This window comes from Vallitalea longa (assembly GCF_027923465.1).
GTDB lineage: Bacteria > Bacillota > Clostridia > Lachnospirales > Vallitaleaceae > Vallitalea > Vallitalea longa.
The window spans coordinates 94,365-108,033 of sequence record NZ_BRLB01000002.1; the positions used below are offsets into that span (position 1 = coordinate 94,365).

Annotated in this window: 7 protein-coding genes and 1 pseudogene; 1 reads left to right on the forward strand and 7 read right to left on the reverse strand. The window is 32.7% G+C overall.

Features of this window, described 5'->3' with window-relative positions:
* Nucleotides 1–263: 263 nt before the first annotated feature.
* A complete protein-coding gene (locus tag QMG30_RS06590; protein ID WP_281813633.1) occupies nt 264–2,828 on the reverse strand; it encodes a PEP/pyruvate-binding domain-containing protein in 2,565 nt (854 codons plus the stop codon).
* Nucleotides 2,829–3,004: 176 nt separating this feature from the next.
* On the opposite strand from QMG30_RS06590, the pseudogene QMG30_RS06595 reads away from it, so the two are divergent.
* Nucleotides 3,005–4,470, forward strand: a pseudogene (locus tag QMG30_RS06595) (IS6 family transposase).
* A gap of 264 nt (nt 4,471–4,734) precedes the next feature.
* Here QMG30_RS06595 and QMG30_RS06600 read toward each other — a convergent pair.
* The 6 genes from QMG30_RS06600 to QMG30_RS06625 all read right to left on the reverse strand — a co-directional run bounded on the left by QMG30_RS06600 (nt 4,735) and on the right by QMG30_RS06625 (nt 13,667).
* Complete coding sequence (locus tag QMG30_RS06600; protein ID WP_281813636.1) at nt 4,735–5,355, reverse strand: TetR/AcrR family transcriptional regulator; 621 nt, start codon at nt 5,353–5,355, stop codon at nt 4,735–4,737.
* Between the two features lie 256 nt (nt 5,356–5,611).
* A complete protein-coding gene (locus tag QMG30_RS06605; RefSeq protein WP_281813639.1) occupies nt 5,612–9,151 on the reverse strand; it encodes a CBM96 family carbohydrate-binding protein in 3,540 nt (1,179 codons plus the stop codon).
* Between the two features lie 635 nt (nt 9,152–9,786).
* The gene (locus QMG30_RS06610) at nt 9,787–11,109 is read right to left on the reverse strand and encodes a sensor histidine kinase (protein WP_281813642.1); all 1,323 of its coding nucleotides are present in this window, start codon (nt 11,107–11,109) and stop codon (nt 9,787–9,789) included.
* Nucleotides 11,109–11,780 (reverse strand): response regulator transcription factor, encoded by a 672-nt coding sequence (locus QMG30_RS06615; RefSeq protein ID WP_281813645.1) that lies wholly within the window; start codon nt 11,778–11,780, stop codon nt 11,109–11,111. The genes QMG30_RS06610 and QMG30_RS06615 overlap by 1 nt, the downstream gene beginning before the upstream one ends.
* Nucleotides 11,781–11,818: 38 nt before the next feature.
* Nucleotides 11,819–12,970 carry an ABC transporter permease gene (locus tag QMG30_RS06620; protein WP_330680689.1) on the reverse strand — a complete coding sequence of 384 codons (1,152 nt, stop codon included), beginning with the start codon at nt 12,968–12,970 and terminating at the stop codon, nt 11,819–11,821.
* 13 nt (nt 12,971–12,983) lie between these two features.
* Nucleotides 12,984–13,667 carry an ABC transporter ATP-binding protein gene (locus QMG30_RS06625; RefSeq protein ID WP_281813653.1) on the reverse strand — a complete coding sequence of 228 codons (684 nt, stop codon included), beginning with the start codon at nt 13,665–13,667 and terminating at the stop codon, nt 12,984–12,986.
* Nucleotides 13,668–13,669: the final 2 nt, after the last annotated feature.

Below are 13,669 nucleotides of genomic sequence, written 5' to 3' on the forward strand. Positions count from 1 at the left end.
ATTAATTTCACTAACTGATGTATAATATCCTAATGACTAAGAAATCCATTAAACAAATAACCAATTTCTTATGAATACATTCATAGATACTGTCTAACTAAATATGATATTCATGATTTCTATTTCATTATATCTTTTTTACGTGTACCCTCATTTTCTTTATTAACTAATATATTACTACTTAATTTAATGAATTTCCAGTCATTTGGATATTTTTAATTTTCTTCGTTAAATTTTCTATCGTTAATTGAATAATATAATTCTTAGCTTTCTATAATCTTAACGATTCCGCTTGAACCATCTACCATCAATAAGTCCCCATCTTTTATAATTGTAGTTGCTCCATCAACACCAGTTACACAAGGTATACCATATTCTCTTGCAATTATCGCTCCATGTTGGAGTGGTCCGCCTATTTCCATAACTACAGCCGAAGCATTGATGAATATTGGTGTCCAAGTGGGTTCTGTTGCCTTAGCTACTAAGATCTCACCCTTGTTCAGTGGTTTTTCAAAAGGTGTGAGAAGCACTTTTGCCTTGCCTTTGATTACACCAGGTGAAACTGGATCCCCAACAAGGTCTCCTTCCTCACTTTCTCTTATGTATCTGAATATTTTACCTCTTGAATCTATGATAGTAGGCCACTCTTTAACATTCTTGGTTAATTCTCTTTTCTTCTTATTGGTATTAATGATATTTTTCATATTATAGTTCTTATCTCTCTGTGCTTTTCCTATATGAGAGGATGCAAGCATGAATATATCATCTACTGTCTCTAATCTGCCTTCTTTTACAAATTCTTTTGCCAATTTTAGAACCAACTGTCTTAACTTATCATTGGCATAGACATACATATACTTGGGATGTTCACGTATACCCAATAATTTATAAGCATTCAAATAGCCGTTGAATTTCTTTTCTTTTCCTATTTTCTTAGCTAGTGCTTTCAATTTTGCAATAGCTTTTTCTTTTTTTTCTATTGAATGTTGCATAGCATTATCATTGATGTTAATCAACTTCAACTGATTATAGAATATTTCCAGATTTTCATATGGCCTTACAGCTGCCATATCTATTTCACCAACACATCTACATCCATATTTTTTCATATGCTCATCGTATGCCGATAGAAAAGCATCTGAGAATTCTCTCTTCTTAATTTTCTTACTGAATGCAGTACCTGAAGTTATGTTCCTGAATTCATCAAATGATGCCAAGTTAACTAAGCTATAACCCATTTCACTTGTAGGATTACCGGGAAGGTCGATACTTAAGGCTATGATTTCATTGTCAACATTCATATTATGAAACATTTTCCTAATATTTGATTCAGCACTAAGCACACCTGCCAATCCCATAGCTTTTGTCATTATTCTATTGAAAATCAGCATTGTTTCATTCACTATATCATCAAAATATTTATCTGATGATGTTATCTTGTCTATATCCATGAAAGCAGTATCAGCCATTTGAAAATATGAATCCATAAGTCCATCAGGATCTTTTCTCGCTTTCATGATATCAGGTATCGCTCTATAAGCTAATTTGGCAATCAATAGAATAGTATTCTTAACACCTTTTGGTTTCTTGTCAAGATGGTACCCTTTACTGAAGTCAAAAGAATTAAGAATCTCTCTAGTAGGTACATCATAACTTCCTATGGTTTTCTTTACCTTCTTATAACCGAATGCTTTCTCGGAATTGGTCAAATCAATATATTGTCGTCCTGCAACAGCATAGAATATACCATCTTTGCCTTCTGGCATGATTCCAGCTTTTACATTTACAACCATTTTAGCGAATATTTCATTTCCTAATTCTGATAAAGAATATTGAAACCCCTGTGTCAATTTTATCTGATCTAGATACAAGTGTTTTGTTTCACCTGGTTTGGTTCTATATTCTTCATATAACGGAAAATAAGTTGTAATAGGTCTTGATTGCAACAGATGTAATTTTCCTTTTTCATATGCCCATTCTGTATCTATAGGAATACCATAATAAGTTTCACACTTTTTAATCAATTCAGTAAGTTCTATAATCTGATCATCACTTAGAGAACTGTCTTCAGGATTTTTATTGGGTATTTCTATGGTTCCACCATTTTTATGTAGATAGAGAGCTATCTTCTTGTTATTGATTTTTTTCTTGATTATTTTATTTGCAACACTATCGACAATATATGTGTCTGGAGTTACTGTTCCAGATACAATAGTCTCACCAAGACCGAAAGCTGCATTAATCATGACTTCATCATAACAATTGTTGTTAGGATTAAGAGAAAAACCGACACCGCTGACCTCTGATACGATTTGCCTTTGAACAATGATAGCAATACAGGTATATCGTAGATCTATGTCATTTTGCTTTTTGTACTCCATAACCCTGAAGTCAAAGCAGGATGAGAAAGCTTTTGCAATATAAGTTTCTAGTGTTTTTCTTGTGACACCTAGAAAAGTCTCATACATTCCTGCGAAACTAGTGCCTTTAAGGTCCTCTTCTGGTGAAGAAGAACGTACTGCATATATATTTTCTTTTCCAAGTCCAATCATTTGTTTTTCAAGCTCTTCCTTCATAGAAGGAGTCAGTTTCAGCTTAGCTGCTTTTGTTTTGACAGCATCACAGTTTTCCATTGTTACATCTGTCAGAAGTTTTTTCCATTCCTCTAAAGCTTTGATTTCTCTTAGCCAAGGAGATAAGAAGTCTACGGATAGAACAAGTCCTTCTGGTACAGGTAATCCTGCACCATATGTCTCTATTAATGCTTTTCCTTTACCACCTACTTGCGATAATGATGGTTTTTGCTTAACACTAAATAAATATATCATTGTATACCCTCCCTATCAATTTTGGTAGTGTAAAGTTTAACACTACACTATTTGTTTTAATTCTTTATTTATAAGGGATTTCACCGTTTTTTTGCAATAAAATAACAATGACCCCCTATTTTCAGTTATAATTGAAGTTCCAACACACCAAAAATTTCTGAAAGGATGTCATTGCTATGCCTTCAATTATAACTTATTTACTTAATATAATTCAATACCAAAATCAACAAATTTCTTGGTTACTTCTTTTTATCTCCAAATTTATCCCTCTTAAGCAATGGGCTTTTGATGATGCTCATTCACCTAAGTATCAGAAATTCAAGACAGATAAACTACCTATTATTAAACGCTTTGTTAAACAAGATTGGCAATTTTTGACTGAATATTATCTCCTTCGTTATGGTAAACCTTTAAAACCTGTTAGGACTCAAAAAGGTAAAATCCGTAATGTTCCTAACCATACCATATGCCCTTTATGTGGTGCTCCTCATCAATATATTTACGATAATAATGGTGGTAAGGGCCAGTTTAAATGTAAAGTTTGCCAAAAAACTTTTGTTACCGGTGAACAAGTTTCTTCTCCTCTTGTTCTTAAATGTCCTTATTGTAATCATTCTCTTGTTGCAAAAAAGGATAGGAAACATTTTACTGTACATAAGTGTATTAATAATAAGTGCTCTTACTATATATCCAATGTGCGTAAATTACCTAATGACGTAAAACATTCTGATCGCTATAAGTATAAACTGCGCTATATCTACCGTGAATTCTCTGTAGATTTTTTTGCTATGGATTTGGATTCTCTTCCTAAAAATGCTTCTTCTTTTAAATTCCGTAGTAAAAGTGCTCATATCATGGGACTTTGTTTGTCTTATCATGTAAACCTTGGACTATCTTTAAGAAAAACTGCTCAGGCTTTAAAAGACATTCATTGTATTGATATCTTTCATACTATGGTTGCTAATTATGCTCATTCCGCTGCTACTCTTATTAAACCTTTTGTTGATAATTATGATTACAATCATTCCTCTACTATGATAGCCGATGAAACTTATATCAAAGTCCGTGGTATCAAAGGTTATATTTGGTTCATTATGGACGCCGTTTCTCGTTCTATCCTTGGTTACAGGGTATCTGATAATCGTGGCGTCGGCCCTTGTATCCTTGCTATGCGTATGGCTTTTCGCAACCTCAAAAAGCTTCCTGATAAATTCCGTTTTATTGCTGATGGCTATAGTGCTTATCCTTTAGCTTCCCAACAATTCGCTCTCCTTGAGAAAGATCCTCTTAAGTTTGATATCACTCAGGTAATAGGTCTTTCCAATGATGATGAATTTCAAAAAAATTTCGCCCATTCAAGCAGATTGTAGAACGCCTTAACCGAACTTTTAAAGCTTCTTATCGTGTCACCAATGGTTACGATAATTATGATGGTGCTAATTATGCCTTGTCTTTATGGGTAGCTTATTACAATTTCCTACGTCCCCATAAAGTTACTTGCTATAAAAAGCCTTTGAATAGGGTTAATTTGCTTTCCAAAGCTGATAACATGCCTGGTAAATGGCAACTCCTTATATACCTTGGTCAAAAAACCATTCTTCATTTACAAGAGCAACAATCTAAAGAATCTATCTGTTCTTAGATTTTGAACCAGAGGCACTGATGCAGCCATCCCGCAGGGACATGCCCTTGATAGCATCATTAAACAATGCTACAATGCCATGATTACGACGGGATAGGTCTATCTGTTCTTGAGTTCTTCACCGTCGGCAACCTTTTTAAGCATTGTTTAATGGTGCTGTCAAGGGTGGCGTAAGTTACCAAGAGCCATTTTTGTTACCCCTTTTTTCTTTTAAGTCTTACTTATTTTTTTGTTTCTGTTTTTCATAGGCTACTTTACACTACCTCAATTTTTATAGAATGATGTTCTGATGAAATCCAGATATATATCAATTTCTTTCATCAATACTTCTTTATTGATGGATGTTTCTTCTATAAAAACTCTTTCCATATAATCTGTATAAATTTGTTTTACCACAAATCTTGTTACATTAATCATCTTATCTATATCTACACCTGATTTGACATTACAAAAATCCAAGTTGTAATTATAGAATTTCTCTCTGAACTTAGGTATTTCACCTTCTACTTCATATGAATATTTTGCAATCTTCTTTTTATCTATCTTGTCATGGAATTCAAATAGATACGGATAATTTTCTATTATCTCCAATTTCAGTATGATTACATTTCTTATCCTATACAAGAAGTCTGTATTATTCCAATCTATCTTTTTCTCTAATTCGTTCATTACTATTTTTATTGAATAATAAATCAGGAAATCATATAATTCTTCTTTGTCTTTGAAATAGTGATAAAGCAAACCTCTGGATACACCAGCATTTTTTACAATCTGGTTAGTTGATGACTTCTCATAAGATTGTTTGCTGAATTCTTCGAATCCATGGTTTATTATTCTTTGTACTCTCTCATTACTTAAGTCAATATGTTTGAATCTGTCAATCATTTGACTTCACTCCTATCTCTCTAATCGCTACCGATTAAGTTCTTGCTGTAGACCGACAACTGTTGTCTATTCAATCATACACCTACCGACAGAAGCTGTCAACCAAATATATTCTAATTTAATTATTGATTAATATTGTAAAAAAGCAAAATCTCTTATATTAGTAGAGACTTTGCTTTTATTATATTATATTTATCAATCTTATATGCAGTGACTACAGTAGTTATCTTTGATACACTGTTTAATTCACACTGGATTATTCTGTTATGACAAGTTTAGGTATATTCAACTGTTTTTCTTTACTGAATGCATAGAAAGTATTGTCTTGTTTATTAACACCTTGAAGCATTAGCGTTACTATTTTATCACCATTCAACTCTGATGAGACAAAAGAAGTAACATCAAAGCTATAATACGTAGAAGTAGAATCAATATTTGCAGAACTTTCTATATTAGCATTAGGAGTTGGTCTATTATTCCACGTAATGGTATTTTCATCCCAAGAATCATCTTCAACACCAAAAGCATTAATCTTGATTACTTTGGATGATTCTGAATTTTTTCCATATATCTTAAGTGTTGCTTTTGATACACTATCAATACTGCTTAGATCAAATTGCAAATAACTATTTCTTGTATTAGCAGTTTTGGGAGAATGTTTTGTACGTAAAAGAGTACTATCTCCATAGTTAGTATCAGAATATTTACCTCTACGGACATAAGCATCTTTTATAGCATCAAGTTCTACTTCTGTATTCTCTGATGTTTGATCATCTTCATTATTTTCTTCCTCTTCAGGATTTTCAATGTCTTCCGTATTATCTTCATCTTGTGGATTCTCAACATCTTGAGGATTTTTCAACTTAATATTAAAAGCTTTTCCCATTGCACCTTTTACATCTGCCTCTAAGATGATATATGGATTTAACTGAACAACTGTTATCTTATCATCTTTTGATATAACTGAATCAGCTGTTTTGTCCATTGTAAAGGTTATCTTATTAGTATTACGTTTGGTTGGATCAGATATATACATATCCAGTTCACTGGAATCCTCTTTATAGATAATAGAACTCTTGTGACTACTCATTATTCCAGTTATTTTTGAATTATTGTTATGCAGATAGTTGATTCCCGTTACATTCAATTTGGTTTCTTTTACTGCATGAACATTGTTGTTGGCACTTATTATTTCAATATCAGGATTATCAGCATAAACGGCAGTAGCTTCTTTTGACTTGTTAGGAAGCAATACATATGCATAGTTTTCATTTGTTGGATTTTTTCCATGATCTAACCATACATTGAAATAAGACCTTGAATATACTGGTACGGTTACAAATAAATTTGGCTTATATTTATCTCTTTCTTTACTGTGACCATTGAATAATAGATTCTCCTTTGCATCAGACTCCAATATTATACTTATATGAGTTTCTCCTTTTTTTAACTGGTCCTTAGCAAATTTGCTTACATCCCATTCATAATATTTTAATTCATTATTAACCGTTATACTGTCTAGAATATCACTTGTTTTTTCTGGTGCATTGTTCCAAGTGATTGAATTTTCGTCCCAACTATTGTCTGTAGTACCATATACTTTTATTGTGATGGGCTCATTGTTTTGACTATTGCGTCCATATATTCTTAATTTTAAGTTAGCTGCATCTGCAATACCTGTCAAATCAAATTTTAGTATAGAAAAACGAGAATATGATGGTGTCTTACTGTCTTTTACTCTTAATGACTTTTCTTGTCCATAATTAGTATCTGCATTAACACCATCATTTACAAATGCATCTTCAATCGGGCATAATACTTCCTTGCTGATTGATTTCACGTATTTATTGATATCTTTCCAACTACCTTGCCTCTCTTCTTTTAATAAATTTACAGTAGATGAATCAGGGAAATAATAACCTATGTCAGAATCAGGAACATTTCCTTGAAGATGTACCCAATCAACGTTACTTTCAGTTTTTTTATTCTTATTTGATAGTGAGATAATATCACCGTTCACAGTAACATCATTGCTTCTATCAAGCTTGATTCTTCTGTTTTCAACGATTGTCTCAATTGTCCTATTATCTGAACTTGTTATTCCAGATCCTAGAGCTACTATTTCATCATCAAACATAAACCATGATTTGAACCCTTTTAATGAAGTACCGATATCATTTATTTCCATACCGGCTACAGTATATTTACTATCGTAGGTTGTTCCTCCCACCCAAGTTGATGATGATTTCTTGTCATGATTTTTTTTATTAGATAATCTACGTGTATCTACAGTTGTACCTGGCATTCTATATGGATTGATAGTTGGCCAGTAGTTATCAGTATAGTGGGTTAAGTCATTGTTATAAAGATACGTCGTACCATTGTGCGTATACCAGCCATGTAAGTTTTCTTCTAGGATTACTTCATAGTTTTCAATATTAGAAGAATGCATACTAAGACCAAGAGCGAAATCAGACTGTCTATGTACTATCTGATTCATCATGTTATATGAATGGCTCATATTCAATAAGCCTCTTGATGCAGTACTACTGTCAAGAAGATCTTTGATAAGTGTTAATTGATAGATATTAGCCGAACTTCTTATATCTCCATTTGAATTTGATTCTATCCAATATTTAACCATAGATTCAATTCTTTCTTTGTCATCAACTGGTGCAGTCTGAGCTATTTCAAGGAAAGCTCTAGCAAGTGATAATCCTGCAGATCGATCTGTACTGCTGAATTTGGAAATGTTTCTACCACGGGTCATGTCTATCATTATACCTTTGTATATTAATGGTTCATATGTATCATATATCCAGTCATATATATTATCCATATTAGGATTATCTATTTCCCAAGGTGAATCAGTCAATAAGTTAGTAATGGATGGTATCAAACCCATAAGTACCAATCCATAGCCCCCACTATATGAATTAGCATAATGCGCTATGTAAGAACCATCTTCATAGAACCCCCCATCACCAAAAGTCCCATTTCTTTTACTGGGATATTTTGTCCAGTAAGTAAATACTCGTGGTAATTTTTTTCTAACATCATTGAGAGGTTCAGCAATTTCTTTGTTAGCTCCAGCAAGAGTCTTTACTATAGATTTCCAGATGAGGTTTCCTCCTGCCATTGGCGATCTTCCTCCATTACCTCCATATTCTACCATAGGGTTATAATGAAGTATAGTATCCATGTAGTTATCTATTTGGTCAGATGAGAAATCATCATACATCAATATAACTATATCATTAATACTCTTTGGTGAAGCTATTTGAAAATCAAACCAGTTACCAAAGCATGGTGGTTTTGGAACAATGCTAGGATTGTACCAATTCTCATAGACCCAGTCCATAGCAGATATGATATCATCTCTTAACTCAGTATTATTTTTTAGACTTGAACCATCTAGCTTATAGGCTAAAGCCATTTTTCTCAACCTACTATAGGTATTAGAAAAATAAGGTGTACTTTTAGGGATATACGTATAACCTTTTTCATTCCATATAGCCTTACGGTCAGTAGATGTATCCATACTTTTCCAATAAGTCAAAGCTGTTGATTCAGCTTTATGAATAAAGTCTTGAACATAAGTATTATCCAGCGTTTCTTGACTGAGCGTTCCTCCCGTAAGGTAGTCATACCATTTACTTCTTAGCACTTCATATTCATTGGTAGTTTCAGCATTTACTTTTAGAACATTGGTTAGTGAAGCTGCAACAAGTATCAATATCAATAGAAATACACTCCCATTGAATTGAAATAATTTGTAAAAAGCTTCTTTTTTCATTATGTCTCCTCCTTCTAGAAAATATTATATTAAATCATAATTGATATGATTTTTAAGAGATGGCCGAATCAAAACAATCCCTACAGACTTATTAGACATTTCTTCTATAGTCAGTTGGTTTACAAGCATAATGTTTTTCGAATATCTTGCTGAAATGCTTATTAGAAGATAAATAATCAGATACCAATTGATGTAAAGTATATATTTTTTCTGTTTCGTTTGGATATTGATATAGAATGAATCCTATTTGATAGGTACGACAAGTATTCTATTATTGCTTATTTATTAGAATTTTCTATTTCAGTTATAACTGTTTTAAGGCTTTTCTGTAATTCTACCTCATCAATGGGTTTAAGTATATACGACTTAACTCCTAACTCAATAGCACTTTTTGCATATGAGAGCTGTAGATATTCTTAAGAAAAGCATGGGTGAAACTTTGTAGCTAAAAAGGAAATGATTAATAGATTAGAAAAGTGTTACGATAAGAATGAGAATTGTATATTGTTTTATGATATACCACCTAAATTAATATGATGATAAATATTATCTAGGTGGTTTTATCTTTAACCGAATATGTGCATATGATAGCCTCAGATATTTTGTGTTTTCTAAATATCCTTTATCTTTTAAGACTAAAGCCCTGTTTCACTTAGAATAACCTTGAATTTACTGCCTTCACCTATACTACTATCTACAGAAATAGTTCCACCATGGATTTCAATTATTTTCTTGGTGATAGGCAATCCCAGACCTGTACCTGTAGTATTTCTTGATTTATCGGCTTTATAGAATCTTAAGAATATCTTGTCTTGTTCTTCTTTCGTCATACCTATTCCATTATCAATAACTTCTACACTGATTACATCCGTTTTCTTCAGAATTATCTTTAGAACACCACTCTCCTTGGTGTATTTTATGGCATTCTGAATAAGATTAATCCATACTTGATACATTAGGTCCTTGTTACCAGTAAAATCCACTTCCTCAAGTTCCAAGTCAAGTTCTATATTTTTCTTCTCCCACTGATTCTGCATTAATAATATAACATCACGAATCTGTTCCGTTAATGAGAACCTGTCGTTTTTATATCTGATTACTCCATTCTCTAGCTTAGATAACATTAATAAGTTAGAAGAAAGATTAGAGAGTCTTTCACTTTCTGAAATAATTATCCCTATATAATTTTGCTTCTCCACTTCAGTGGTGCTTTTCTTCCTTAATAGTTTTGCATATCCCATTAAAGATGTTATGGGAGTCTTGAACTCATGGGACACATTACTGACAAAATCCTTATGGAGATATTCGTTCAATGAAAGTTGTTCAACCATCAAATTAAAATTTTTGGACATATGTGATATTTCATCATTTCCCCTTACCTTGATTCTTACATTGAAATTACCTTTCGCTACTTCTTTAGAAGCATCTGATATTTTCTTTATTGGTTTGACAACGAATCCCACAGCGAATATTATAAGTATTACACCAATCATCATAGGAACAATGAATGTACTCCTCTGGATAAGTCGAAATTTATTGACTAAGCTATTACTTATATCAAGCGTAATGTAAATGTATTGATTATCCAGCTTGAAAACAACTAACTCATTATAATCTATATGTGGTCTGCTAAGACTAATTATATCTCCGTTTTCAAGCTTTGTCATCTCGTCTTTTGTAAGGGTATTGATAAGATTATCACTTTTATTATATACAGAGATATCCATGTCATAAGTATCTAGGTATTCACGTGCTCTTTCTACTGGAATATCTTGTTCTTCCACGAGTATCTTAATATTTTCCGCTTTTTCTGTCATTGCTTTATTTACATAATGTTTGATATCATCTATTTGTGTTAGGGTTATATATATGACAGAGGCTAGAATAGATGTTATAAAAGCTCCTACGAAAAAAACAACGAATTTAGTATAGATTGAATGAAAAATCTTTTCTGTCATTATAGTTTTACCGCCTTATACCCTAATCCCCGTATGGTTACAAGATTGAAGTCTTTATTATCAGAGAACTTCTCTCTTAATCTCTTTATATGGACATCTATAGTACGATGGTCACTGTCCACTTCATATCCCCATATTTCATCCATAAGTTGCTGTCTCGTAAATATTCTATTAGGTTGAGACAGCATCTTATAGATAAGCCTAAATTCTTTTTGAGGCAACTCCAATACCTCTTCTCCAATAGTTACTGTCAAACTATTATAATCAAAAATCGTGTTTCCAACTATTAATCTCTTATCACTGGCAATCTTGGCTCTCCTAAGTAATGCTTCAACTCTTATGAGCATTTCATCCATATCAATGGGTTTAACCATGTAATCATCAGCACCCGCTCTGAATCCTGTTTTCTTGTCATCAATAGTTTCCTTAGCTGTAACCATAAGGATGGGAAGCTCGTAACCCGCTTCCCTTAACTCCTTAGAAAATAAAATCCCATCAAGCTTAGGCATCATTATATCAGTTATCAATAAATCTATATGAGCAGTATCCAATATGTTGAGTCCTTCCTCACCATTACTGCTTTCATATACATTATAATTTTCTTTTTTCAGATATTCACACATAAGTTGCCTGATATTTCTATCATCTTCACATACTAATATATTAAACATGACATTCACCATCCTCTAGTATGTCATCATAGTTGATTCTATACGCTTCTTAATGCATCAATAGGATTCAATCTACTTGCATTCTTCGCAGGAGTAAATCCAAAGATAACGCCTACCCCAACAGAGAATCCAACTGCAAGTAAAAGTGTGGAAACTGATAGTGAGAACGTAACTCCAATGGCTAGACAACCTAGGAACGCTATTGCAATACCTGTTAATAGGCCTATGATACCTCCAACCAGAGATAAGAATATCGATTCAATCAAAAACTGTTGTTGTATCCTTCTCGGGTCCGCTCCCAGTGCTTTTCTGATACCTATTTCTGTTGTTCTCTCAGTTACAGAAACCAACATCATGTTCATTATACCTATTCCTCCGACAATTAGAGAAATGGAAGCAATACCTACAAGCATCAGGGACATCATACCTGTCATCTCTGAAACAGTATCCAGTATATTTTGCATATTGGTTACAACAAAAGCATCTTCATGGTTATTAAATAGTGTCTTCAGATAGTTCTCTGTATCTGATGTAGTAGTTTGTGATAAGTCTCCATCATTAACAAATATATCAACCGAATTTATATTCTTAACACCCATTAGACTCATAGCAGTTGTATATGGAATAATTATTGAGTCATCATTACTGTTCATAGAATAATTGTCTGATTCTTTTAACGTACCTACTACAGAATATCTAACACCATTAATTATGATGTCTTTACCTATTGGACTCTCAGTCTTAAATAATTCGTATACGACATTTTGTCCAATTAAACAGATTCTATTCTTGGAATCAACATCTAAAATATTTATAGGTCTTCCACTTTCCAATAGATCATCTGTTTCATCAAAATATACTTGATTTTTACCTTGGATTGTAATATCTTCTAATACTTCTTTATTGTAGACAATATCCGTTTTTACACTTATGGTTGGGGCTACCCCTTCAATGTTATCTATATCACCTATTGCTCTAACATCTTTATCTGAAAGTCCTTGTTTTAGTGGTGTTCCACTAATCCTGACATTTATTTTATTAGCACCCATATCAGAAACTGTTGAAGTAACATTATCTGTTACCCCGTTCACAATAGTAATGAGAGTAATGATTGAAGCTACTCCAATGATTATTCCTAATATCGTCAGAAATGATCGCATTTTATTGTGGATTATATTTTGCCAAGACATGATTATACTCTCTTTAAGCACCTTGGATCACCTCTCTTAATTCTCCATCTAGAATCTTTACTATTCTATTACTGTTCTTGGCTAAACCATAATCATGTGTAATCATTATTATGGTCTTACCTTCTTTATTGATCTCTTGAAAGAGTTCCATTATCTGATATCCGGTTTTTTGGTCCAATGCACCGGTTGGTTCATCAGCTAATATCAATGTTGGCTCAGTAACTAAAGCTCTAGCAATCGCAACACGTTGCTGTTGTCCCCCAGAAAGTTGATTCGGTCTATTATATAGTTTATCGGAGAGACCCAAATGAACAAGCATATCCTTTGCTCTTTCTTTACGCTGTTTTTCTGGCATACCTGAATATATGAGTGGCAATTCAACATTTTGCAGAGCATTGAGTCTAGGCAGTAGTTGGAATTGTTGAAATATGAATCCGATTTCTTTATTTCTTATCTGAGAAAGCTGAGATTCATTATAATCTTCAATTACATTTTGATTCAAAATATATTCGCCACTGTTAGGCTTGTCTAATAGTCCTATAATATTTATTAGAGTAGATTTACCAGAACCTGATGGACCTAATATAGATAGAAACTCACCTTCATTCACTGAGAGATTAATATTTTTTAGTATAACTTGTTCTTCTTCTCCCATTTGGTATTTTTTTACTATGTTTTTCATTTTCAGTATTTCCATTT